Below are 23,227 nucleotides of genomic sequence, written 5' to 3' on the forward strand. Positions count from 1 at the left end.
GTCACAGCGCAGTTCCTCACGCCGTCGCCGCGCCCGGCCGCGAGCGCAGTCCGAAGGCGCTGATCAGCGCGGCGAGCAGGGCCGCGGCGAGCGGGACCCACAGGGCCGCGCGGTAGCCGTCGAGGAGGGCGGAGGGTGAACCCGACGTCGTGGCCCATACGTTGACCGCGGTGACCGTGGAGAGGCCGAGCGCGGCACCGAACTGGAAAGCGGTGTAGAGCAGCCCCCCGGCCAGGCCCTGCTCCTCCTCCTTGACGCCTTCGGTGGCGACGATGGTGAGCGGCCCGTAGGCGAGGGCGAAGCCGAGGCCGAGGACGATCAGGCTCGGGAACATCGCCAGGTACGTCCAGTCGGCGCCGACCGGCAGGAACAGGGCGTAGGAGAGCGCGGCGAGCAGCAGCCCTCCGAAGATCACCCGGGCGTTGCCGAAGCGCTCGACCAGCTTGGGGGTGAGGGTGGGCGAGAGAATCGCGTCGACGCCCATGACGATCATCGCGAAGCTGGTCTGGAGCGTGGACCAGTCCCGCAGTTCCTGCAGGTAGAGGACGACAAGGAACTGGAATCCGAAGAAGCCGCCCGCGAAGAAGAGCCCCGAGAGGTTGGCGCGGACCAGGGCGCCGCTGCGGAAGATCCCCAGGCGGACGAGCGGTGTGGTCGCGCGGCGCTCCACGGCGACGAAGACGGCGATGAGGGCGAGGCCCGCGGCGAGGATGCCGGTCGTGGCGGCGGCGCTCGCGTGCGACGCGCGCTCCACGCCGAGGACGAGCAGCACGATCGCGGCGGTGACCGTGAGGGCACCCACCAGGTCGACGCTCTGCCCGGTGCGGTCGGGGCGCGGTGACGTGGGGACGAAGGCGAGTGCGGCGACGAGGATCAGGGCGGAGAGCACCACCGGCACGAAGAAGACCCAGCGCCAGCCGAGCGCGGTGAGCAGCCCGCCGACGACCAGGCCGATCGAGAAGCCGCCCGCTGCGGTGCCGGAGTAGAAGAGCAGTGCCTTGTTGCGGCGCGGGCCCTCCGCGAAGCCCGTGGTGATGATGGAGAGGCCCGCGGGGGTCATGAAGGCCGCGGCGACGCCGGTGACGAAGCGGGCGACGATCAGCATCCAGCCGTCGGTGGCGAAGCCGCCGAGCCCGGAGAAGACCAGGAAGACGGAGAGCCAGAGGACGAACATCTGGCGGCGTCCGAAGAGATCGGCCGCTCGGCCGCCGAGCAGCATGAAGCCGCCGTATCCGAGGACGTAGGCGCTCATGACCCACTGCAGGGACCCGGTGGACAGGCCCAGATCGGCGCGGATGGACGGCAGAGCCACGTTGAGCATGGCCACATCGATGCCTTCGAGGAAGATCGCGCCGCACAGGACGAGCAGGACGCCCCACTCGCGGGGCTCGAAGACCACCGGTGAGGTGCTCGGCACCCCGGCTGATGATTCTGTCTGCGTACTCACGTCAGTTCTCCGCCAATTGACCTGTGGCGCAGGGGATTTCCCGGCTCGATCACCATCGATCAGGGCGAAGGGGCGGAACAACGGCGAAGATCGCAACGTTCGTTCAACCACGCTTACCGATCCGAGCTGCCTGGGGGGACGTCGATGGAACGCGATGAACTGGAGTGCTTTCTGCTCCTGGCCGAGGAGCTGCACTTCGGCCGGACGGCCGAGCGCATGCGGCTGTCCCGCGCCCGGGTGAGCCAGCTGATCCAGCGCACCGAACGCCGGGTCGGCGCCCCGCTGTTCATCCGCACGAGCCGCCGCGTCGGCCTTACCGCGCTCGGCCGCCAGCTCCGCGCCGACCTGGAACCGCACCACCGGGCCATCGACGCCGCCGTCGAACGGGCGGCGGCCACCGCGCGCGGCATCGACAGCGTGCTGCACGTCGGCTTCGCCAATCCGCTGGCCGGCGAGATCGTGATGCGGGCGACGGAGGCGCTGCGCGTGAGCCACCCGGGGCTCGCGGTGGAGATCTGCGAGGTGCCGCTCGGCGATCCGTACGGGCAGCTGCGCAAGGGCGAGTTCGACGTGCAGCTCACGGAGCTCCCGGTGCGCGAGAAGGACCTGGGCGGGGGTCCGGAGCTGCTCGCCGAGGAGCGGGTCCTCGCGATCGCGTCGGCGCATCCGCTGTCGGCGAGGGACTCGGTGTCGCTCGAGGACCTGGCCGACGTGCCGCTCCTGACGATCGACGGCGAGGTGCCGGACTACTGGCTGGAGCACCACGTCCCTTCGCGCACCCCGTCCGGCAGGCCGATCGGCCGCGGTCCGGGGGTGACCAACATGCAGGAGGCGCTGATGCTGGTCGCGGGCGGCAGGGGCGCGTTCCTCGCTCCCGCGCACACCGGGACGTACTTCACCCGGCCAGGTGTCACGTACGTCCCCTTCGCCGACGCCGAGCCGGTCGGGTACGGCCTGGTGTGGCGGGCCGGCCACGGAACGGGGGCGGTCAAGACGTTCGCGAGGACCGCCCGCGAGGTGGCGCGTGACGTGGTGCGGGGAGATCCCCGGAGCGTGGCGCCGGGGGCCGTCACCACTTGAACATCACCACTTGAACATCACAGCTTGAACGTCACTCCCCGCCACACCCACCCCGCATCGAGAACCGCGTCCCGCAAGGGGTCTTTCATCTCCGCGGGGTCGAAACTGAACGTCTCCTTCTTGTGCAGCTTGCCGTCGGCCCCGCGCTCGTACGTCCACTGACGGGACTTCACGGTCGTCTGCCCGCGGGAGTACTCACGCGACCTGGCAAGCCTGGGGGTGTCCCCGACCCACGAGACCTGCCACTGCTCGTCGAGGGCGCGCACCTCGTGGCTCTCCGGCACCAGACGCATCCGGGTCTTGAGGGTCCTGTCCAGCTGCGTCCGGACGAAGAAGGTGCGCCAGGCGGGCTCCAGGACCCGCCACTCCGCCACCAGGTCGGCGCCCTCGGACGGGGTGCCGTTACGCACGAGGTAGGGCACGTCCTGCCCGCCGAGGCCGAGCAGCGCGGCCCTGACCTCCTCGGCCGGACGCGGTGCGACACCGCTGCTGGGGTGCCTGGTGCCGGTCAGTTTGTCGAAGAGACCCATCGGGTCAACTTATGGACGATTGACGCGAACCTGCAAACGCCGCCCTACGCACGACGCACGGCATTCACTGCGCCCGACACTCACCGCGCCCGGCACTCACCGTGTCCGACACTCACCGCGTCCGGCCCACCACCAGCCACTTCGACGGCAGTTCGATCCGCGTTCCGTCAGGGGTGAACTCGGTCGTGATGAGCGGGAGTTCGCCCGCCGCGAGCACCGTGAGGCCCGCCGCAGCGACGTACTCCGGCACCGCGGCGTCCGCGACATCACCCGGTGCGATGCCGTGCGCGAAGATCGGCGCCAGCTTCGGAGGCGGGCCCTCGGGGCTCTGGGCGAGGCCTCTCAGGACCGTCCCCGCGGCCTCGGCGAGCTCGACGACGAACGCTCTGCCACGCTCGCCGATCAGTGCCGCGATGCCGTCGACGAGGGGTTGACGGTCGGCGCGATCGCACTGGTGGAGCACCCCGCGCATATAGACGTTCACGTCCCCGAGTTCCGCGTGCAGTTGCTCGGCCTCGGCCCTCTCCGCGGCGTCCACCTGCCGGAACTCGACCTGTTCCGCCGGGTCGGCCCGCCGTGCGTGGTCAAGGGCGGCGGCGGACAGGTCGACGCCCAGGACGCGCAGGTAGCGGTGGGCGAGGAAGCGGGTCTGGGTGCCGTTGCCGCAGCCGACATCCACGACGGGGAGCCCCGCGGCCCTGATGTGCGGTTCGAAGAGAGCGAGATGGATGCCGACGGTGAGCACGGGTTCGGCGTCCCAGAAGACGGCCCCCTCTTCGCCGGGGGCTTCCCGCCAGAACCCTTCCCAGGCCTCCTTGTACCGACTCGTGACGCTCATGCCCAGCTCCCCAGGATGCGACGACGACCGCCGAAGCCGACGGCAAGATCGGTCTACCGCGCCCAGGGTGCACGGACAAGTCACCGGCGCACGCATTCACGGCGACTTCGATGTGCCCCCGCCCGGCGCGCGCCCCTGAGGACCCGTCAAAGCCCTCCCCTACGGGCCCCGACGAGGCGGCACCAGCTCGAACCACACGGTCTTGCCGGAGGAGGTACGGCTGGTCCCCCACTCCTTGGCGAGCACACTGACGATCCGCAGTCCGCGCCCGAACTCGTCGCCGGGGCCCGCGCTCAGCAGCGTGGGCAGGGTGTGGTCGTCGTCCTCGACCTCGCAGATCAGCGTGGCCCCGGAGCGGACGAGGCGGAGTTCGACGCGGCGCCCTCGCGAGTGCCGTACGGCATTGGTGACAAGCTCGCTGACCAGGAGCTCCGCGGTCTCGGACAGGGCATCGCGCGACCAGGTGCGCAGCTGGCCGCGGACCAGATCGCGCGCCCTGCTCACCTCGCTCGGGTCCAGTGCGAGCCGCCAGCTCGCGACGTCCTCGTCCGCGACGCCGTTCAGGCGTGCCATCAGAAGGGCCACGTCGTCCTTGCGTCCGCCGCGCGTGTTGAGCGCCCGGATGATGGTGTCGCAGGCGTCGTCCATGGAGGCCGCCGGGTGGGCCGCGGACTCGGTGAGGGTCGCGAGGCCGACGCCGATGTCCTCGCCGCGCACCTCGACGAGACCGTCGGTGCACATCAGGAGCCGGTCGCCGGGCGCCACGCGGAAGGTGACCTCCTCGAAGGGCACACCTCCGACACCGATGGGCGCCCCCGTCGGCAGCTCCAGGAGCTCGCTGCGACCGTCTTCCGCGCGGACGAGGACGGGCGGGATGTGTCCCGCGTTGGCGAGGTGCAGCTCCCCGGCGATGGGGTCGTAGACCGCGTACAAGCACGTCGCGAGATAGTGCTCGCCGAGCCGCTGCGCCAGGTCGTCGAGGTTGCGCAGGAGCTGAGCGGGCGGCAGGTCGAGGGCGGCCATGGTCTGCACGGCCGTACGCAACTGGCCCATCATCGCCGCTGAGTTGAGGCCGTGGCCCATCACGTCGCCGACGACGAGCGCCGTACGCGACCCGGGCAGCTTCACGGAGTCGAACCAGTCGCCGCCGACCCGGCCCAGGAGCGTGCCCGGCAGATAGCGGGTGGCGATGTCGCAGCCGGTCATGCGCGGTTCGATGTGCGGCAGCATGCTGTCCTGGAGGGTGTCGGCGACGCTCTCCTGGTAGGTGTACATGCGGGCGTTGTCGAGCACGAGGCCCGCGCGGGCGGCCAGTTCGGCTCCGGTGACGCGGTCCATGTCGTTGAAGACGGGCCGCTCCCTGTGGCGCAGCAGGATCATGAATCCGAGCACCACATTGCGGGCCTTCAGCGGTACGACGAGCATCGAGCGGTGATTGATGAGCGGGCGGATGTCGCGCTTCTCGAACTGCGAGGCGATCGCGTTGCCCATCTCCTCGGTGATGCGCGGCACGAGGACCGGATCGCCGGAGGTCATGCACTGGAAGAACGGTGTGTGCGAGGGGAACGGCATGGATTCGCCGACGGGCACGACATCGTCCCAGCGTCCTGGCTCGTCCGTGTGCTCCACGGCCACCCGGTGCCACATCGTCCTCTCGTCCGGCGGCCCCTCGGGGAAGCCCTCGCCCGCGACGACCTGCTCGCGCAGGTACGTGCCCGCGACGTCCGTGAACCGCGGCACTACCGCCCGGCTGACCTCGATGATCGTCCGCGAGAGATCGAGCGAGGAGCCGATGCGCCCGCTGACCTCGTTGAGGAACTCCAGGCGCTCGCGCACCGCCGCGTACTCGAGGTCCTCGCTCTCGTCGGGCGTACCGGGCTCCGGGGAAATCCCGTCGGCGGCCGCCCGCAGGCTGCGCAGCCTGCGCGCCTTGCGCTCGGCGCGCCGCGGCACGCCCCAGTCCGGGGTGACGGGCACACGGTCCTGCTTGCTGAACTCCAGGACGGGATAGCCCAGTTCAAGGATCTGCGCCACGATGCGGGAGCTCTCGCCCACGCTCATGCTCGGCAGGATCTCGGGAAGGCGGCGGGCCAGGTCGTCCGCTCCGGGGAAGTCCGTGTGCAGGGCGAACCCCGGTGCTATGCGCTCCACTTGGCCCGGCTCACGGCCTTCCTCGTCGGCAAGCCGGTCGGCGTCCGCCGCGAGCACGAGCAGCCGCTCGGGGCCGGGTCCTACGAGCGGATACGCCCACCACAGGACGTCCACGCGGTGGTGTTCGCCGCCGGGCGCGGAGAGCACGTCGGGCACGGAGAGCCGCGCGCGCCCTGCCGCGGGGTACGAGATGCGTCCGTCGAGGGAGGTCTCCAGGTCGGGGCCCAGGCCGTCGTACACACCGTAGTTCGCGTGTCCCTCCGGTATCGCGCCAGAAACCGGAAGCAGGTCGCCCGCCGGGCTGCCGACGGCTTCCTCCCTGGAGTACCCGAACAGCTTGCGCGCGCCGGCGCTCCAGTGCGAGACGGCGCCCGCCCCGTCGATGACGACCACGGCGAGCGGGATCCGGCCGGCCATGGCAGGCTGCGCCACCGGCCCGTCCGGGATGCCAGGTTCCATGGCCAACGCTCCTTCCGGCGGCACCGCGAAGGCCCGCGCCGCCCCAACCACCGTACGACCGCCGCAGATGCCGTGCGGTGCAATAGGGGAATTGTGCGGCGCGGGGGCGCCTCCGGCGGGTATTTTGCGCCGCCTCGCCAGCCCCTGCCGGGTACTCGCTAGTCCTCGTGTCCCAGCTGGAGATCCCGCTCCGTACGCCCGCCGCCCGCGACTTGGAGCACGGTGGCCACCGGCGGGTAGCCCGCGGCGATGACGGTGTACTCACCGGACGACAGATCGATGAACCGGAACGTGCCGTCCTCCCTGGTCGTGAGGGTGTCCACGACATTGCCCGCCGCGTCGAGCAGCGTCACGCGCGCGTCCTCGACGGGCCGTCCTGCGCTGGCCCGCACGGTCCCGCGCAGGACAGCGCCGCCCGCGAGCTCGACGTCCTGGCGGGTCTCGCGGGAGGCCTGCACGGTGACGGGCATGGCCGCGGGGCGGAAGGCGGGGGCGCTGGCGGCGAGGGTGTACTCGCCGGCCACCAACTCCGTGATGACATAGCCGCCTTCGCGCCCGCTGCGCGTACTGGCGACGACCTCTCCGCGTACGTCGGTCAGGGTCACCGCGGCGTCCCTGACCGGGGTCCCGTCTGCGGTGACCACGCTGCCGGCCAGGCGCCCCGCGCCGCCGAGCACCACGTCGAGCTCCACGGGGCGCTCTCCGACGGTCACGGTGACCGCCTGCGGCTGGTGGCCGCCCGCTGCCGCGATCAGGACGAACGATCCCGAGCCCGGCGTGGAGAGCGCGTACCGCCCGTCGTCGCCGCTCGCGCCACGGCCGATCTGCTGTCCACCGACATCGATGAGGGTCAGGGCGGCGCGGGGCACCACGGTGCCGTCCGGGTGCTGCACGGTGCCGCAGACGGGCACTCCTGCGGCGTACGAGGTACGGGCCTGCGGAACGGGCGCGGGCTCTGCCGCGGGGGCGGTGGAGGCGTCCTGGGACGCTGCTGCGCTGGACAACAGGGGGGTCTCCTTGAGGAAGAAGGTGATCAGCATGCCGAGGACGAGCACCGGCACCAGGTAGAGGAAGATCCGCGGCATCGCGTCGGCGTACGCCTGGATGTAGCCGTCGCGCAGCGGGGCGGGCATCGCGTGGACGAGTTGCGGGGTGATGGCCTCGGGGTCCGCGAGGCCCGCGCCCGCCGGGACGCGGTCGGCGAGCGAGTCCGCGAGGCGGTCGGCGAAGAGTGTGCCGAAGATCGCGGCGCCGACGCTGCCGCCGATCTGCCGGAAGTAGTTGTTGGCGCTGGTGGCCGTGCCGAGGTCGGCGGGGCGTACCGCGTTCTGCACGGCGAGGATGAGCACCGGCATGACGAGGCCGACTCCCGCGCCCAGTACGGCCATCCAGATGCTGTAGTGCAGCCGGGGCGTGTCGACTTCGAGCCGCGAGAGCAGCCACATGCCGATGACGGAGAGGATGCCGCCGATGACCGGGTAGATCTTGTAGCGCCCGGTGTGGCTGATGAGCTGTCCGGAGAGGATCGAGGCGCCGACGACGCCGCCCATCATCGGCAGCATGAGCAGTCCGGACTCGGTGGCGCTCGCGCCGTCGACCATCTGCAGGAAGGTCGGCAGATAACTGGCCGCGCCGAAGAGGGCGACGCCGACGACCATGCCCACCAGGCCGGTGATGTTGAAGACCGAATCGCGGAACAGGCGCAGCGGGATGATCGGTTCTGCGGCGAAGCGTTCGGCGACGGCGAAGAGCACGACCGAGGCGAAGGCCCCGGCCGCGAGCCCCAGGATGACGCGCGAGCCCCACTCGTACTCGGTGCCGCCCCAACTGGTCAGGAGCACGAGGCAGGTGGAGGCAGAGGCGAGCAACAGCGCGCCGAGCACGTCGAGTCGGGCCTTCCCCGTGCGCTTGGGAAGCTTCAGCACGAAGCTGACGACGGCGAGGGTCACGAGCCCGAAGGGCACGTTGAAGTAGAAGCACCAGCGCCAGGTGACATGGTCGGTGAAGAACCCGCCGAGCAGTGGTCCCGCAACCGAAGCGAGGCCGAAAGCGGCGCCGATGAGGCCCATGTAGCGGCCGCGCTCCCGGGGCGGCACGATGTCCGCGATGATCGCCTGTACGCCGATCATGAGGCCGCCCGCGCCGATGCCCTGGATGGCGCGGAAGGCGATGAGCTGGTCCATCGTCCGCGACCAACCGGCAAGCGCGGAGCCGATGATGAAGATGAGAATCGCGAACTGGAAGACGCCCTTGCGTCCGAAGAGGTCCCCGAGCTTGCCGTAGATGGGCAGCCCGATCGTGGACGTGAGGAGATAGGCGGTGATCGCCCAGGACATCCTGTCCAGGCCGTGCAGCTCACCGACGATCTTCGGGAGCGCGGTGGCGACGATCATCTGCTCGAGGGCGGCGAGCAGCAGGGCGAGCATGAGCCCGACGAAGACCATGCGGACGCGGGCCGGGCTGAGCCCTTCCGTCGCCGACACATGTTCCTGGGGCGGTGGCGCCTCCTGAGGGTCCTCGGACGCCACGGCGGCCGCCGGGACCTCCCGTCCGGCGCCCTTCACCAGCGTCGTGCCACCCACGTCCTGCTCCCCTCGTCGCGCCTGCGCCGCACATTTCTCGCATTACGCGATAACTAGGAGCAAGCGCGACGAGTCGCCCTTATAAGGGTCCGGCAGACGTAAGTGCCGGTGGGAGCCCTACGGCGTACAAGTGGCTCGAACAGAAAACCACTCGAAACGGTGAGCGTGACAACAACCCCGATGGACCACCGGAGTTGAGGTCGGTCGGACGCCGGACTACTTCTCGACGTGGGCGGCGAGCTTGCCGAGCACCTCGTCGTAGATCCGCCCGAGCCCCTTGGGGGCGAAGGTCTTCTCGAAGAAGCCGCCGATGCCGCCCGCGCCGTTCCACACGCTGGAGACGACCACGCGCGCCTTGCCCTCGCCCGCCGGGGTCACGGTCCAGGTGGTGACCATGGAGGAGTTGCGGTCCTTCTCGACGAGCTGCCCGTCGGTCGGCTCGGTGACCTCCAGGAGGCAGTCCCGGATCCGCTTGCTGGTCGCCTGGAGCTTCCAGTGGACGAGAGTCCCGTCGCCGTCGCCGCCCTCACGCACCTCGAACTCACTGAAGTGCTCCGACAGGATCTTCGGGCGCGTGTCCGCGTAGTCGGCGAGTGCGTCGAAGACGTCCTCCGGCCGCGCCGCGATGATCCGCTCCGTGGTCGCCTCGACCTGCGCCATGGCACTTCCTCCAGCACTCGGTTACTCGGGGGGTGGTTCACGCAGAGCCAACCACCCTGCGTACCGGGCTCCCAAATCGGGGTCACCTCAAGGTCGCCCCGGGGTCGCCCCGGGTCTCCGAGGTATCGGGTCGCACGATCAAGGGAACATGTGTTCTATTCTGTGGTCAGTGCTACCGAGGAGGCGTCACATGCGTTGGGAGAACCTCACCGACGGCCCGTCACGGGGTGCCGCGGATGCCGCGCTGTTCGGCGCGGACGCGGTCACCACGAGGACCTTCAACACGCCTGAATTCGCTGGAATAACGTTCCACGAGATCCGGGCCAGAACGATCGTGAACCGGGTGCCGGGGGCGTCCCGGATGCCCTTCGAGTGGACGGTCAACCCCTATCGGGGCTGCTCACACGCGTGCGTCTACTGCTTCGCGCGCAAGACGCACAGCTATCTGGACCTCGACACGGGGATCGGTTTCGACAGCCAGATCGTGGTCAAGGTCAACGCTCCCGATCTGCTGCGCCGCCAGCTCGCCTCGCCCCGCTGGCACGGCGAGCACATCGCGATGGGCACGAATGTCGACTGCTACCAGCGGGCCGAGGGGCGGTACGGGCTCATGCCCGGGATCATCGCCGCCCTGCGCGATCACGCCAATCCCTTCTCCATCCTCACGAAGGGCACGCTGATCCTGCGCGACCTCGATCTGCTGCGGCAGGCCGCCGCCGTCACCGATGTCGGGATCTCCGTGTCCGTCGGCTTCGTCGACCAGGAGCTGTGGCGCACCGTCGAGCCGGGCACGCCCGCCCCTGAGCGGCGGCTCGACGTCGTACGGACGCTGACCGAGCACGGCATCGGGTGCGGGGTGCTCATGGCGCCCGTGATCCCGTTCCTCGGGGACAGGCCCGAACAGCTGCGGGCGACCGTGCGGGCCACCGCCGCCTCGGGGGCCACCTCCGTGACGCCGCTCGTGCTGCACCTGCGGCCCGGAGCGCGCGAGTGGTTCATGACATGGCTTGAGCAGCACCATCCGTATCTCGTACGGCGCTACGAGCGGCTGTACGCGGAAGGCGCCTACGCACCCAAGTGGTACCAGCGCCGGATCACCCGCCAAGTGCACGATCTCGCCGAGGAATTCGGCATCGGACCCACGCGCGCGACCGCCGCCCGCCGTATCCGCACACCCCAGGAGACCGAGCCCGCACCCGCCTCACCCGGCGGCACCCAACTCACCCTGCTCTGACCCAGGATGGACCATGGACTCATGAACCGACTGACCCACATCAACGCCCCCGACGGCGTCTTCCCCGCCACCGCGTACACGCACGTCGTCATGGGCACAGGACGCTTCGTCGCGATATCCGGGCAGCTCCCCCTCGACCAGGACGGGGAGTTGGTCGGCGAGGGCGATCCGGCCGCCCAGGCGCGGCAGGTCTTCGACAATCTGCGGCGCTGCCTCCTTGCCGCGGGCGGCGGCTTCGGCGACATCGTGAAACTGACGTACTACGTCACGGACATGGCGCACATGCCGGCGATCCGGGCCGCACGGGACGTCCACATGGACCCGGCGCGACTCCCGGCGTCCTCAGCCGTGCAGGTCGCCGGTCTTGTCTCGCCGCAGTTCATGATGGAGATCGAGGCGTACGCCGTCCTGTAGCCCCCGCCCGAACAGCTATCCCGGCAGACGGGCCAGGGCCGCGGACGCCGCCGCCGCGAGCCGCGGAAAGCCGCACGCCTGCGTCAGCACGGGCCTGGCCCGCGGATCCCCGAGCGCCCCAAGGCCCTCGACGCACGCCAGCGCGATCTTCCCGTACGGATCAGCGGGGGCGAGCCTGCGCCCCAAGGTGGTGATGAGGGCGGGCGCCGACTCCGGGGCACGCAGCTCCGTGAGCAGACGCACCGGGTACAAGGCGTAGGCGATGCGCAGCTCATTGGTGGCCAGGGCTGCTGCCGCCCGCGCCGTACGCGGGTCACGCAGCCTGGCCAGGGCGTACGCCGCTGCGGCGCATCGTGAGGGGTCCCGGTGGTTGAGGAGCAGCACCAAGGACTCGAAGGCCCGGCGGTCCCCGGCCATGCCGAGCCGGACCGCCGCCAGCTCTCGCGCCCACAGCGGCTGGCCCGCCCCTACGAGCGCCTCCGCGAGTTCCTCCACATCGCCGGTCGCGACCAGCCTCTCGTAACTCTCCGAGACCCCCGCCTCGCGGCGTAAGCGTTCCGTCACCGTGCGCAACTCCACGTCCATGACGGGAGCCTATCCGCGATGCAGATCACAAACCCTGAGGACTGGCGCGCTCGTTACTCGCCGGTTAATCTCATGTGAGCGGGGCACACTCCTCGTTAAGCAGTTTCCTCCTCATGGCGGCCTGGTGACGCAGCCGTCGTGAGTGCATGTGTCTGTCGGTTCGGTACTTCGAGTACCGCAGCTCCATCCAGTACGACGCGGCTTCGGGACAGAGCCGGTCGACTCCTCACGGGCGTGCGCCCTTCGCCGCCCGGTCACGACACGCAGCAGCTCATCTTCCGTACGCGGCGCCGCCGTTGCCGCGCTCCGCGTGCGCCCCTCAGTCGTCACTCACTTCCTGGAGTCCACGCATGGACACTCCCTTGAACACCGTCGCCGTGATCGGTCTCGGCACAATGGGCACCGGCATCGCCGAGGTCCTGGCCCGCGCCGGACGCGAGGTCATCGGCATCGACATCAGCGAGGCCGCGGGCGCCCAGGCGGTGGCCGCCATCGAGTCGTCGACCGCGCGTGCCGTGCGCCGCGAGCAGCTCACCGAGGACGAGCGGCGGGACGCCCTCGCCCGTATCCGCACCTTCACCGACCTCCAGGCCACGGCCGACGCCGACCTGGTGATCGAGGTCGCCCCGGAGTCGTACGAGATCAAGCAGCAGCTCATCCGCGAGCTCGACGGCGTCGTGCGCCCCGAGACGATCATCGCGACCGGCACGAACGCGCTGTCCGTGACCCGCCTCGCCGCCGAGTCGCAGCGCCCCGAGCGGGTGCTCGGCCTGCACTTCTTCAACCCGGCGCCGGCGATGAAGCTGGTCGAGGTGGTCTCCTCCGTGCTGACCGCGCCCGCGGCCGTCGCGTCCGTCACCGACCTCGCGTACGCGCTCGGCAAAGAGCCCGTCGCGGTCGGCGACCGGCCCGGATTCGTCGCCGACGGCCTGCTCTTCGGCTACCTCAACCAGGCAGCGGCGATGTACGAGGCGAAGTACGCGTCCCGCGAGGACATCGACGCCGCGATGCGTCTTGGCTGCGGTCTGCCGATGGGCCCCCTCGCCCTGCTCGACCTGATCGGCGTGGACACCGCCCGCACCGTCCTGGACGCGATGTACTCCGAGTCGCACGACCGTCTGCACGCGCCCGCGCCGATCCTGAAGCAGCTCAGCGAGGCGGGCCTGACCGGCCGCAAGACGGGGCGCGGGTTCTATTCGTACGAGGAGCCGGGCAGTGCGGTCGTCGTGCGCGACGCGCTGACCCCGCCGGAGGACGGCCGGCAGACCGGCGGGCGCACCATACGCTCGGTCGGCGTCGCGGGATCCGGCACCATGGCGTCCGGCATCGCCGAGGTCTTCGCCAAGGCCGGCTACGACGTGGTGCTCGCCGCGCGCAGCGAGGAGAAGGCGCAGAAGGCCAAGTCCCGTATCGGCAAGTCGCTTTCGCGCTCCGTCGACAAGGGCCGTATGACGGCGGACACCGCGGCCAAGACGCTGGACCGGATCACTCCGGCGGGTACGTACGACGCGTTCGCCGACGTCGATCTGGCGGTCGAGGCGGTCGCCGAGGACCTGGAGATCAAGCGCCAGCTGTTCGCGGCGTTCGACAAGGTGTGCAAGCCGGGCGCGATCCTGGCGACCACCACCTCGTCGCTGCCGGTCGTCGCCTGCGCCCGCGCCACCTCGCGCCCCGGCGACGTGATCGGCATGCACTTCTTCAACCCGGCACCGGCGATGAAGCTGGTCGAGGTGGTCCGCACGGTCCTCACGGACGACGACGTGCACGCGACGGTCCGCCAGGTCTGCACGACCATCAAGAAGCACCCGGTGGACTGCGGCGACCGCGCGGGCTTCATCGTGAACGCGCTCCTTTTCCCCTACCTCAACAACGCGATCAAGATGGTCCAGGAGCACTACGCGACGCTCGACGACATCGACGCCGCGATGAAGCTCGGCGGCGGCTACCCCATGGGCCCCTTCGAGCTCCTGGACGTCGTCGGCCTGGATGTCTCGCTCGCCATCGAGAAGGTCCTGCACCGAGAGTTCCGCGACCCGGGCCTGGCCCCCGCTCCCCTGCTCGAACACCTGGTGGCCGCGGGCTGCCTCGGCCGCAAGACCGGCCGCGGCTTCCGCGAATATGCCCGGCGCTAGGCCGGAAACGGATGGGGGCGCGCCTGAGGAAAGACCGCGCACGGACTGGGGCGGGCTGCTCGAACCGTCGGGCGGCCCCGTCCCGCAGGAGCAATCGGCTGCGCATATGCAGTACGTTCGGGTCATGCCCAAGGCCGCCAAGTCCTCACGTACGCCCGCTACGCCCGACGCTCCCGAGAGCGCGGCCGGCAGCCGCGCCGCCGCCCAACGGCTCAAGATGCGCCGGGAGCTGGCGGCGGCGGCGATGGAGCTCTTCGCATCCAAGGGGTACGAGGCGACGACGGTCGACGAGATCGCCGCACAGGCCGGGGTCGCGCGCCGGACCTTCTTCCGGCACTTCCGCTCCAAGGAAGAGGCGATCTTCCCGGACCACGACGACACGTTGACCCGTGCCGAGTCGGTGCTCAACGCGGCTCCGCCGCACGAGCACCCGCTCGACACGGTGTGCCGGGGCATCAAGGAAGTCATGAAGATGTACGCGGCGTCGCCCGCGGTGTCCGTCGAGCGGTACCGCCTGACGCGCGAGGTGCCCACGCTGCGCGAGCGGGAGATCGCCTCGGTGGCCCGCTACGAACGGCTCTTCACGCGCTATCTCCTGGGCCACTTCGACGAGCAGGCCCACCACGACGGCAACGACGACCCGCTGCTCGCGGAGGTGGCGGCGTCGGCGGTGGTGACGGCGCACAACCACGTCCTTCGCCGGTGGCTGCGTGCGGGCGGCCAGGGCGACGTGGAGACCCAACTGGACCATGCCTTCGCCATCGTCCGCAGGACGTTCGGTTCGGGCATCGGGGCGGGTCGTGACACCACCACCGCTCCGGCGGCCTCGGTGAGCACCGGGGGCGATGTTCTGGTCACCGTGGCACGGACGGACGCACCGCTGGACGAGATCATGCGGACGATCGAGAAGGCTCTGCGGGAGTCATAGATCCGGTTTTCCTCCTTTTTCTCCTGGGCTTTTGAGGGGGCGCTACCCACCGGTAGCGCCCCCTCTGCCGTGCCGTCACACCCTCTGACCTGCACTGATCGATCATCCATCAAAAATTGATGGCACTCAGTGTCTTGCCCCCTGGCACGCGGTGTCATACGTTGATGTTGTCCGGGCGGCCGGCGTGCAGAGAACTTCCGTACGCCGGCTGTCCCCACAAGCCACGGCTCGTGTGCCCGGACGCCTGCGTCACAGGCAACCTCCCGCGCCACACCAAGCGCTGCCGAGCCACACCCTTCGCCGAACCGACGGCATCCCCTCACAAGCACCAGCAGCACCCGACGTAACCCTCAAGAGCGTGTTCCCCTCAGAGGGGGCCCGTACTTCGCCGGAGGCATCACCGTGAAGGAAATCCTGGACGCGATCCAGTCGCCGGACACCTCGTCCGCCGACTTCGCCGCTCTCCCCCTGCCCGACTCGTACCGCGCGATCACCGTGCACAAGGACGAGGCGGAGATGTTCGCCGGGCTCGAGACCCGCGACAAGGACCCCCGCAAGTCGCTGCACCTGGACAACGTTCCGGTGCCCGAACTCGGCCCGGGCGAGGCCCTGGTGGCCGTGATGGCCTCCTCGGTCAACTACAACTCCGTGTGGACCTCGATCTTCGAGCCGGTCTCCACCTTCAGCTTCCTTGAGCGCTACGGCCGCCTGAGCGAGCTCACCAAGCGCCACGACCTGCCTTACCACGTCATCGGCTCCGACCTCGCGGGCGTCGTCCTGCGCACCGGACCCGGCGTGAACGCCTGGAACCCGGGCGACGAGGTCGTCGCGCACTGTCTGTCGGTCGAGCTCGAGTCCAGCGACGGCCACAACGACACGATGCTCGACCCGGAGCAGCGCATCTGGGGCTTCGAGACGAACTTCGGCGGACTCGCCGAGATCGCCCTGGTCAAGTCCAACCAGCTCATGCCCAAGCCGGACCACCTGAGCTGGGAAGAGGCCGCGTCGCCGGGCCTGGTGAACTCCACCGCGTACCGCCAGCTGGTCTCCCGCAACGGCGCCGGGATGAAGCAGGGCGACAACGTCCTGATCTGGGGCGCGAGCGGCGGCCTCGGCTCCTACGCCACCCAGTTCGCCCTGGCCGGCGGCGCCAACCCCATCTGTGTCGTCTCCAACGACCAGAAGGCGGACATCTGCCGCGCGATGGGCGCCGACGCGATCATCGACCGCAACGCGGAGGGCTACAAGTTCTGGAAGGACGAGCACAACCAGGACCCCAAGGAGTGGAAGCGCTTCGGCAAGCGCATCCGCGAGCTGACCGGCGGCGAGGACGTGGACATCGTCTTCGAGCACCCGGGCCGCGAGACCTTCGGCGCCTCGGTCTACGTCACGCGCAAGGGCGGCACGATCGTCACCTGCGCGTCGACCTCGGGGTACACCCACGAGTACGACAACCGCTACCTGTGGATGTCCCTGAAGAAGATCGTGGGCTCGCACTTCGCCAACTACCGCGAGGCGTGGGAAGCCAACCGCCTCATCGCCAAGGGCAAGATCCACCCCACACTCTCCCGGGTCTACTCCCTCGAAGACACCGGCCAGGCCGCCCACGACGTGCACCGCAACGTCCACCAGGGCAAGGTCGGCGTCCTCGCCCTCGCGCCCCAGGAGGGCCTTGGCGTGCGCGACCCGGAGATGCGGGCCAAGCACATCGACGCGATCAACCGCTTCCGTAACGTCTGAGGGTCGAGGGTTCGCACATGACAGAGCGTCAGAAGGACCGGCCGTGGCTCATGCGGACGTACGCCGGTCACTCCACGGCCGAGGCGTCCAACGAGCTGTACCGGCGCAACCTCGCCAAGGGTCAGACGGGCCTCTCGGTCGCGTTCGACCTGCCCACGCAGACCGGCTACGACCCTGACCACATCCTCGCCCGCGGCGAGGTCGGCAGGGTCGGCGTCCCCGTCTCGCACGTCGGCGACATGCGGCGCCTGTTCCAGGACATCCCCCTGGACCAGATGAACACCTCGATGACGATCAATGCCACGGCCATGTGGCTCCTGGCGCTCTATCAGGTGGTCGCGGAGGAGCAGGGCGTGGACATCACGCAGCTCCAGGGGACGACACAGAACGACATCGTCAAGGAGTACCTCTCGCGCGGGACGCACGTCTTCCCGCCGGTGCCCTCCCTCCGCCTCACCACCGACATGATCACGTACACGGTGGCGAAGATCCCCAAGTGGAACCCGATCAACATCTGCAGCTACCACCTGCAGGAGGCCGGGGCCACTCCGGTGCAGGAGATCGCGTACGCCATGTCCACCGCCGTCGCCGTCCTCGACGCCGTGCGCGACTCCGGGCAGGTGCCGGAAGAGAAGTTCGGTGACGTCGTCGCCCGTATCTCCTTCTTCGTGAACGCGGGCGTCCGCTTCGTCGAGGAGATGTGCAAGATGCGGGCGTTCGGCCGCATCTGGGACCGGATAACGCGCGAGCGGTACGGCATCACCAACCCCAAGCAGCGCCGGTTCCGCTACGGCGTGCAGGTCAACTCCCTCGGCCTGACCGAGGCGCAGCCCGAGAACAACGTCCAGCGCATCGTCCTGGAGATGCTGGCCGTCACGCTCTCCAAGGACGCACGCGCGCGTGCCGTGCAGCTTCCGGCCTGGAACGAGGCCCTGGGCCTGCCCCGGCCGTGGGACCAGCAGTGGTCCCTTCGCATCCAGCAGGTGCTCGCCCTGGAGAGCGATCTCCTGGAGTACGAGGACATCTTCGAGGGCTCGCACGTCATCGAGGCCAAGGTGGAGTCCCTCGTCGAGGAGTCGCTCGCCGAGATCGACCGCATCGAGCAGATGGGCGGCGCGATGGCCGCCGTCGAGTCCGGCTACCTGAAGTCGCAGCTGGTCTCCTCGCACGCCGAGCGCAGGGCGCGCATCGAGTCGGGCGAGGAGAAGATCGTCGGCGTCAACGCGTATGAGTCGACCGAGCCGAACCCGCTCACCGCGGACCTGGACACCGCGATCATGACGGTCGACCCGGCCGTCGAGAACCGCGTCGTGACCGCCCTGGGGCGCTGGCGCGACACCCGCTACCAGCCGCCGTTCAACCACCCGCGCCCCTGCAAGGCCCTGGAGAAGCTCAAGGAAGCCGCCGCAGGGACGGCCAACCTCATGGAAGCCACCCTGGAGTGCGCACGCGCCGGTGTGACGACCGGGGAATGGTCCGGCGCCCTGCGGGAGGTCTTCGGGGAGTTCCGGGCGCCCACGGGCGTCTCCAGCGCTCCGGTGGCCGTCACCGCGGAGGCGGGCACGCCGCTCGCCATCGTCCGCGACAAGGTCGCCAAGACCGCCGCCGACCTCGGCACCGGCAAGCTCCGCTTCCTGGTCGGCAAGCCGGGCCTCGACGGGCACTCCAACGGGGCCGAGCAGATCGCGGTGCGCGCCCGTGACGCCGGCTTCGAGGTGGTCTACCAGGGCATCAGGCTCACGCCCGAGGAGATCGTCGCCGCCGCGCTCGCGGAGGACGTGCACGCGGTGGGCCTCTCGATCCTCTCCGGTTCGCACGCACAGCTCGTGCCGGACGTGCTCGTGCGCCTGCGCGACGCGGGCGCGCCCGACATCCCCGTCATCGCGGGCGGCATCATCCCCAACAGCGACGCCGAGGACCTGAAGGCGGCGGGCGTGGCCGCCGTGTTCACGCCCAAGGACTTCGGCATCACCGAGATCATCGGCCGTATCGTCGACGAGATCCGGAAAGCGAACAAGCTCGACCCTCTGGAGGTCCCCGCATGACCGCGCCCATCAACCGTCTCCGCCCTCGCCGCTCGTGTCTGGCGGTGCCGGGCTCGAACCCGCGCTTCCTGGAGAAGGCCCAGGGCCTCCCCGCCGACCAGGTCTTCCTCGACCTGGAGGACGCCTGCGCGCCGCTCGCCAAGCCGGAGGCCCGGCACACCATCGTCAAGTTCCTCAACGAGGGCGACTGGACGGGCAAGACGCGGGTGGTGCGCGTCAACGACTGGACGACCGAGTGGACGTACCGCGACGTCGTCACGGTCGTCGAGGGCGCGGGCCAGAACCTCGACTGCATCATGCTGCCGAAGGTGCAGAGCGCCGACCAGGTCGTCGCGCTCGACTTCCTGCTCACGCAGATCGAGAAGACGATGGGCTTCGAGGTCGGCAAGATCGGCATCGAGGCGCAGATCGAGAACGCGCAGGGCCTGAACAACGTCAACGCGATCGCGCAGGCTTCCCCGCGCGTCGAGACGATCATCTTCGGTCCGGCCGACTTCATGGCATCGATCAACATGAAGTCCCTGGTCGTCGGCGAACAGCCGCCCGGTTACCCGGCGGACGCCTACCACTTCATCCTGATGAAGATCCTGATGGCGGCGCGCGCCAACAACCTCCAGGCGATCGACGGCCCCTACCTCCAGATCAAGAACGTCGACGGCTACCGCGAGGTCGCGAACCGCGCCGCCGCGCTCGGCTTCGACGGCAAGTGGGTCCTGCACCCCGGCCAGGTCGACGCCGCCAACGAGGTCTTCTCGCCCTCCCAGGAGGACTTCGACCACGCCGAGCTGATCCTGGACGCCTACGACTACTGCACCTCCGAGGCGGGCGGCAAGAAGGGCTCCGCGATGCTCGGCGACGAGATGATCGACGAGGCGAGCCGCAAGATGGCGCTCGTCATCTCGGGCAAGGGGCGCGCCGCGGGCATGACCCGTACCTCCAAGTTCGAGATCCCGGGGGCCTGACATGCAGTTCGGCCGCACCTACGAAGAGTTCACCGTCGGGGACGTCTACAAGCACTGGCCGGGAAAGACGGTCACCGAGTACGACGACCACCTCTTCTGCCTCCTGACGATGAACCACCACCCCCTCCACATGGACAGCAACTATGCGGAGAAGACGACCGACTTCGGGAAGAACGTCGTCGTGGGGAACTACATCTACTCGCTGCTTCTGGGCATGTCCGTGCCGGACGTCTCGGGCAAGGCGATCGCCAACCTGGAGGTCGAGTCGCTCAAGCACGTGGCGCCGACCTTCCACGGCGACACGATCTACGGCGAGACCACGGTCCTGGACAAGACTCCGTCGAAGTCCAAGTCGGACCGCGGGATCGTCTATGTGGAGACCAAGGGCTACAAGCAGGACGGCACGCTGGTCTGCGTGTTCCGCCGCAAGGTGATGGTCCCCACCGAGACGTACATCAAGGAGCGCGGCGGCGAGCAGCCCGGCCGCCCGGAGCTCAAGAGCCAGGAGAAGTAGCGATGAGCCGACTCGCGCAGACCGCAGGTCTCACCGACATCCAGCGAGAGATCCTGTCCACCGTCAGGGAGTTCGTCGACAAGGAGATCATTCCGGTCGCGACGGAGCTCGAACACCGTGACGAGTACCCCCAGAAAATCGTCGACGGCCTCAAGGAGTTGGGCCTCTTCGGGCTCATGATCCCGGAGGAGTACGGCGGTCTGGGCGAGTCGCTGCTCACGTACGCGCTGTGCGTCGAGGAGATAGCGCGTGGCTGGATGTCGGTCTCCGGCATCATCAACACCCACTTCATCGTCGCCTACATGCTCAAGCAGCACGGGACGCAGGAGCAGAAGGACACCTTCCTGCCGCGCATGGCGGCCGGCGAGGTGCGCGGCGCGTTCTCCATGTCGGAGCCCGCACTCGGCTCCGACGTGTCGGCGATCACGTCCAAGGGCGTCAAGGACGGCGACGAGTACGTCCTCAACGGTCAGAAGATGTGGCTCACCAACGGTGGCACGTCGACGCTGGTGGCCGTTCTGTGCCGAAGTGATGAAGGACACCCCGAGGGCACGGCGCCCCACAAGTCGATGACGACCTTCCTCGTGGAGAAGGAGCCCGGCTTCGGAGAGGTCCGCCCCGGTCTCACGATCCCCGGCAAGATCGACAAGATGGGTTACAAGGGCGTCGACACGACCGAACTCATCATGGACGGGCTACGAATTCCGGCCAATCGCGTGCTCGGCGGGGAAACCGGCCGCGGTTTTTACCAAATGATGGACGGCGTCGAGGTCGGTCGTGTAAATGTCGCGGCGCGTGGCTGCGGAGTTGCTCAGCGTGCATTTGAGCTCGGTGTCTCGTATGCCCAGCAACGCCACACTTTCGGCAAGGCGATCGCCCAGCACCAGGCGATCCAGTTCAAGCTGGCCGAGATGGCTACCAAGGTCGAGGCCGCTCATGCGATGATGGTGAATGCCGCACGCAAAAAGGACTCCGGGGAACGAAACGACCTCGAAGCAGGGATGGCGAAGTACCTGGCATCCGAATACTGCAAAGAAGTCGTAGAGGACGCGTTCCGGATTCATGGCGGTTACGGCTTCTCGAAGGAGTACGAGATCGAGCGCCTGTACCGTGAAGCTCCGATGCTGTTGATCGGTGAAGGAACCGCCGAGATCCAGAAGATGATCATTGGGCGCCGGCTGCTCGAAGAGTATCGACTCCAGGGCTAGATGCCCGATTTGGGGTGATTTAACCGAGAAGAAGGTCACACCCTGTCAACACTCTTCGGCCGTCGACTCCGCTTCCTGGCTTGCCCAGTTGTGGCTCGCAACCGATACCATCCGGAAAAAGCCGCCGTCCCCCGTCAAGTGCGCGGCATCATCCGCTACGAAGGTCATCCATGCCCCACAGCCAAACCTCTGCACCACGCGACAGCCTCGCTGGCGTACGCCTTGCGCGCGGAGCATCGCCGTGGCTCCTGCCGACTGTCGCCACCGCGGCGCTCAGCCTCGTCCGCGCGCGCCGCTCCAAGGGCGCCGCGGCCGTCGCCGTGCCTGCCACCGCCTTGGCGGCGGGCATGCTGTGGTTCTTCCGCGACCCCGAGCGCGACATCGCCCAGGGCCGGGTCATCTCGCCGGCCGACGGTGTGGTGCAGAGCATCATGCCGTGGAAGGACGGGCGTACGCGCGTCGCGATCTTCATGAGCCCGCTGAACGTCCACGTCAACCGCGCGCCCCTCGCGGGCACGGTGACGTCCGTGGAGCACATCCCCGGCGGGTTCGTCCCGGCGTTCAACAAGGAGAGCGAGAACAACGAGCGCGTTGTCTGGCACTTCGACACCGAGCTCGGTGACATCGAGATGATCCAGATCGCGGGCGCGGTGGCGCGACGCATCGTTCCTTACGTGCCGCAGGGCACGAAGGTGGAGCAAGGTGAACGGATCGGCCTGATCCGCTTCGGCTCTCGCGTGGACATCTATCTCCCCGAGGGTGTCGACGTGGATGTCGAGGTCGGTCAGAAGACCGTGGCTGGGGTGACTCGAATTGACCGTGGTTGATCCTGAGACACAAGCGGGCTGGGTGCCCGAGGCGGCCGAGGACGAGGCCGACGAGGAGATGCCTCTCTCACTCCGCCTCTCGATAGCGGACACCCTCACGCTCGGTAACGCCACGTGCGGGTTCATGGCGGTGTACTTCACCACCACCGGCATCCTCATCCCGCACCTGCAGGGCAGCAACGAGAGCGGCATGGCGCGGCACTCCGCCGCGACCGCCGTGATCCTGATGCTCTGCGCGGCTGTTTTCGACCTCTTCGACGGACTCGTGGCGCGCAAGCTGCGGTCCTCGCCGATGGGCGCGGAGCTCGACAACCTGTCGGACCTGATCAGCTTCGGTCTGGCCCCCGCGTACTTCGTGCTCGTGTACGGCATGGTCGCCGACGACGCACACCAGAGAGTCGCCGCGGTAGGGGCGATCGTGGTGCTTCTGGCGGTGGTGCTGAGGCTTGCGCGGTTCAGTTGCGTGACCGTGAAGGACGGCACCTTCCAGGGCATGCCCTCGCCCTTCGGTGCGCTCACGGTCGTCTCGATCGTGCTTCTGGAGCTCCCCTTCTGGGCGACGCTCATGGCGATCATCGGCACGGCGTGGCTCATGGTCAGCCGGGTCGAGTACCCCAAGCCTCGGGGTCCCCTCGCGGTGGCCATGCTCGCGTGGATCGTCGCGGCCATGGGGCTGCTCGCCGGCTGGGCGTTCGACGCGCCGGGCGGCCTGCTGCTCCTGCAGACCGGCTGCGCGCTCCAGGTCGTCCTCGGCGCGGTGATCCCCCTCTTCGCCACGGCCCGGCGGGTGAACAACTTCCGGGGCAACCGGCGCGAGGCGCGGGCGGCGCAGTTGCCGTAGCGGCGCTTGAACGGTCCAAAGGGGGCCCGAACCATTCGGTTCGGGCCCCC

Annotated in this window: 19 protein-coding genes; 12 read left to right on the forward strand and 7 right to left on the reverse strand. The window is 69.1% G+C overall.

The window, feature by feature from the left end:
• Positions 1-16 precede the first annotated feature (16 nt).
• Positions 17-1,399, reverse strand: coding sequence for an MFS transporter (locus ACFQ7F_RS15445; protein ID WP_383270625.1), 1,383 nt, complete (start codon positions 1,397-1,399; stop codon positions 17-19).
• Positions 1,400-1,591: 192 nt separating this feature from the next.
• Between ACFQ7F_RS15445 and ACFQ7F_RS15450 the strand changes: the two genes are divergently transcribed.
• A complete protein-coding gene (locus tag ACFQ7F_RS15450) occupies positions 1,592-2,527 on the forward strand; it encodes a LysR family transcriptional regulator (protein ID WP_383270588.1) in 936 nt (311 codons plus the stop codon).
• A gap of 17 nt (positions 2,528-2,544) precedes the next feature.
• Here the strand turns inward: ACFQ7F_RS15450 and ACFQ7F_RS15455 are convergent, their stop codons facing one another.
• From ACFQ7F_RS15455 to ACFQ7F_RS15475, 5 genes are all read right to left on the reverse strand, one after another.
• On the reverse strand, positions 2,545-3,057 hold the full coding sequence (locus ACFQ7F_RS15455) for a hypothetical protein (RefSeq protein ID WP_383270590.1): 513 nt from the start codon (positions 3,055-3,057) through the stop codon (positions 2,545-2,547).
• 112 nt (positions 3,058-3,169) lie between these two features.
• Positions 3,170-3,895 (reverse strand): class I SAM-dependent methyltransferase, encoded by a 726-nt coding sequence (locus tag ACFQ7F_RS15460; RefSeq protein ID WP_383270592.1) that lies wholly within the window; start codon positions 3,893-3,895, stop codon positions 3,170-3,172.
• A gap of 159 nt (positions 3,896-4,054) precedes the next feature.
• On the reverse strand, positions 4,055-6,505 hold the full coding sequence (locus ACFQ7F_RS15465) for a SpoIIE family protein phosphatase (RefSeq protein WP_383270594.1): 2,451 nt from the start codon (positions 6,503-6,505) through the stop codon (positions 4,055-4,057).
• 158 nt (positions 6,506-6,663) lie between these two features.
• Positions 6,664-9,087, reverse strand: a complete 2,424-nt coding sequence (locus ACFQ7F_RS15470) for an MFS transporter (RefSeq protein WP_383270595.1) — start codon at positions 9,085-9,087, stop codon at positions 6,664-6,666.
• A gap of 216 nt (positions 9,088-9,303) precedes the next feature.
• Positions 9,304-9,747: an SRPBCC family protein gene (locus ACFQ7F_RS15475; protein ID WP_383270597.1), complete on the reverse strand. Its 444-nt coding sequence runs from the start codon at positions 9,745-9,747 to the stop codon at positions 9,304-9,306.
• 190 nt (positions 9,748-9,937) lie between these two features.
• Here ACFQ7F_RS15475 and ACFQ7F_RS15480 point away from each other — a divergent pair, with 190 nt between their 5' ends.
• Together ACFQ7F_RS15480 and ACFQ7F_RS15485 are read left to right on the forward strand one after the other, a co-directional pair.
• Positions 9,938-10,981 (forward strand): Rv2578c family radical SAM protein, encoded by a 1,044-nt coding sequence (locus tag ACFQ7F_RS15480; protein WP_383270599.1) that lies wholly within the window; start codon positions 9,938-9,940, stop codon positions 10,979-10,981.
• 21 nt (positions 10,982-11,002) lie between these two features.
• On the forward strand, positions 11,003-11,395 hold the full coding sequence (locus ACFQ7F_RS15485) for a RidA family protein (protein WP_383270601.1): 393 nt from the start codon (positions 11,003-11,005) through the stop codon (positions 11,393-11,395).
• A 15-nt stretch (positions 11,396-11,410) separates the two neighbouring features.
• On the opposite strand, the gene ACFQ7F_RS15490 is transcribed toward ACFQ7F_RS15485, so the two are convergent.
• A complete protein-coding gene (locus ACFQ7F_RS15490) occupies positions 11,411-11,980 on the reverse strand; it encodes an adenylosuccinate lyase (RefSeq protein WP_383270603.1) in 570 nt (189 codons plus the stop codon).
• Between the two features lie 350 nt (positions 11,981-12,330).
• Between ACFQ7F_RS15490 and ACFQ7F_RS15495 the strand changes: the two genes are divergently transcribed.
• The 9 genes from ACFQ7F_RS15495 (at position 12,331) to pssA (ending at position 23,177) form a co-directional block, all read left to right on the forward strand.
• A complete protein-coding gene (locus ACFQ7F_RS15495) occupies positions 12,331-14,112 on the forward strand; it encodes a 3-hydroxyacyl-CoA dehydrogenase family protein (RefSeq protein WP_383270604.1) in 1,782 nt (593 codons plus the stop codon).
• Positions 14,113-14,236: 124 nt separating this feature from the next.
• On the forward strand, positions 14,237-15,040 hold the full coding sequence (locus tag ACFQ7F_RS15500) for a TetR family transcriptional regulator (RefSeq protein WP_383270606.1): 804 nt from the start codon (positions 14,237-14,239) through the stop codon (positions 15,038-15,040).
• A gap of 402 nt (positions 15,041-15,442) precedes the next feature.
• Positions 15,443-16,780 (forward strand): crotonyl-CoA carboxylase/reductase, encoded by a 1,338-nt coding sequence (ccrA, locus tag ACFQ7F_RS15505; protein WP_383270608.1) that lies wholly within the window; start codon positions 15,443-15,445, stop codon positions 16,778-16,780.
• Positions 16,781-16,797: 17 nt separating this feature from the next.
• Entirely contained in the window at positions 16,798-18,825 is a 2,028-nt protein-coding gene (locus tag ACFQ7F_RS15510) for a protein meaA (RefSeq protein WP_383270609.1), read from the forward strand.
• The gene (locus tag ACFQ7F_RS15515; RefSeq protein WP_383270611.1) at positions 18,822-19,787 is read left to right on the forward strand and encodes an HpcH/HpaI aldolase/citrate lyase family protein; all 966 of its coding nucleotides are present in this window, start codon (positions 18,822-18,824) and stop codon (positions 19,785-19,787) included. The genes ACFQ7F_RS15510 and ACFQ7F_RS15515 overlap by 4 nt, the downstream gene beginning before the upstream one ends.
• Before the next feature lies 1 nt (position 19,788).
• Positions 19,789-20,301 (forward strand): MaoC family dehydratase, encoded by a 513-nt coding sequence (locus ACFQ7F_RS15520; protein ID WP_383270613.1) that lies wholly within the window; start codon positions 19,789-19,791, stop codon positions 20,299-20,301.
• A gap of 2 nt (positions 20,302-20,303) precedes the next feature.
• Positions 20,304-21,509, forward strand: coding sequence for an acyl-CoA dehydrogenase family protein (locus ACFQ7F_RS15525; RefSeq protein ID WP_383270615.1), 1,206 nt, complete (start codon positions 20,304-20,306; stop codon positions 21,507-21,509).
• A 170-nt stretch (positions 21,510-21,679) separates the two neighbouring features.
• Complete coding sequence (locus ACFQ7F_RS15530) at positions 21,680-22,336, forward strand: phosphatidylserine decarboxylase (RefSeq protein WP_160508247.1); 657 nt, start codon at positions 21,680-21,682, stop codon at positions 22,334-22,336.
• The gene (gene pssA / locus ACFQ7F_RS15535) at positions 22,323-23,177 is read left to right on the forward strand and encodes a CDP-diacylglycerol--serine O-phosphatidyltransferase (protein WP_383270617.1); all 855 of its coding nucleotides are present in this window, start codon (positions 22,323-22,325) and stop codon (positions 23,175-23,177) included. Before ACFQ7F_RS15530 ends, pssA begins: the two co-directional genes overlap by 14 nt.
• Positions 23,178-23,227 lie beyond the last annotated feature (50 nt).

The sequence above is a fragment of the Streptomyces sp. NPDC056486 genome, assembly GCF_042795295.1.
Taxonomy (GTDB): domain Bacteria; phylum Actinomycetota; class Actinomycetes; order Streptomycetales; family Streptomycetaceae; genus Streptomyces.

Coding starts and splice junctions, on each gene's coding strand:
- ACFQ7F_RS15525 (WP_383270615.1), top strand. CDS start 20,304: ATGAGCCGACTCGCGCAGACCGCAGGTCTCACCGACATCCAGCGAGAG.
- ACFQ7F_RS15475 (WP_383270597.1), bottom strand. CDS start 9,747: ATGGCGCAGGTCGAGGCGACCACGGAGCGGATCATCGCGGCGCGGCCG.
- ACFQ7F_RS15520 (WP_383270613.1), top strand. CDS start 19,789: ATGCAGTTCGGCCGCACCTACGAAGAGTTCACCGTCGGGGACGTCTAC.
- ACFQ7F_RS15515 (WP_383270611.1), top strand. CDS start 18,822: ATGACCGCGCCCATCAACCGTCTCCGCCCTCGCCGCTCGTGTCTGGCG.
- ACFQ7F_RS15450 (WP_383270588.1), top strand. CDS start 1,592: ATGGAACGCGATGAACTGGAGTGCTTTCTGCTCCTGGCCGAGGAGCTG.
- ACFQ7F_RS15480 (WP_383270599.1), top strand. CDS start 9,938: ATGCGTTGGGAGAACCTCACCGACGGCCCGTCACGGGGTGCCGCGGAT.
- ACFQ7F_RS15460 (WP_383270592.1), bottom strand. CDS start 3,895: ATGAGCGTCACGAGTCGGTACAAGGAGGCCTGGGAAGGGTTCTGGCGG.
- ACFQ7F_RS15530 (WP_160508247.1), top strand. CDS start 21,680: ATGCCCCACAGCCAAACCTCTGCACCACGCGACAGCCTCGCTGGCGTA.
- ACFQ7F_RS15500 (WP_383270606.1), top strand. CDS start 14,237: ATGCCCAAGGCCGCCAAGTCCTCACGTACGCCCGCTACGCCCGACGCT.
- ACFQ7F_RS15490 (WP_383270603.1), bottom strand. CDS start 11,980: ATGGACGTGGAGTTGCGCACGGTGACGGAACGCTTACGCCGCGAGGCG.
- ACFQ7F_RS15465 (WP_383270594.1), bottom strand. CDS start 6,505: ATGGAACCTGGCATCCCGGACGGGCCGGTGGCGCAGCCTGCCATGGCC.
- ACFQ7F_RS15455 (WP_383270590.1), bottom strand. CDS start 3,057: ATGGGTCTCTTCGACAAACTGACCGGCACCAGGCACCCCAGCAGCGGT.
- ACFQ7F_RS15485 (WP_383270601.1), top strand. CDS start 11,003: ATGAACCGACTGACCCACATCAACGCCCCCGACGGCGTCTTCCCCGCC.
- ACFQ7F_RS15510 (WP_383270609.1), top strand. CDS start 16,798: ATGACAGAGCGTCAGAAGGACCGGCCGTGGCTCATGCGGACGTACGCC.
- ACFQ7F_RS15495 (WP_383270604.1), top strand. CDS start 12,331: ATGGACACTCCCTTGAACACCGTCGCCGTGATCGGTCTCGGCACAATG.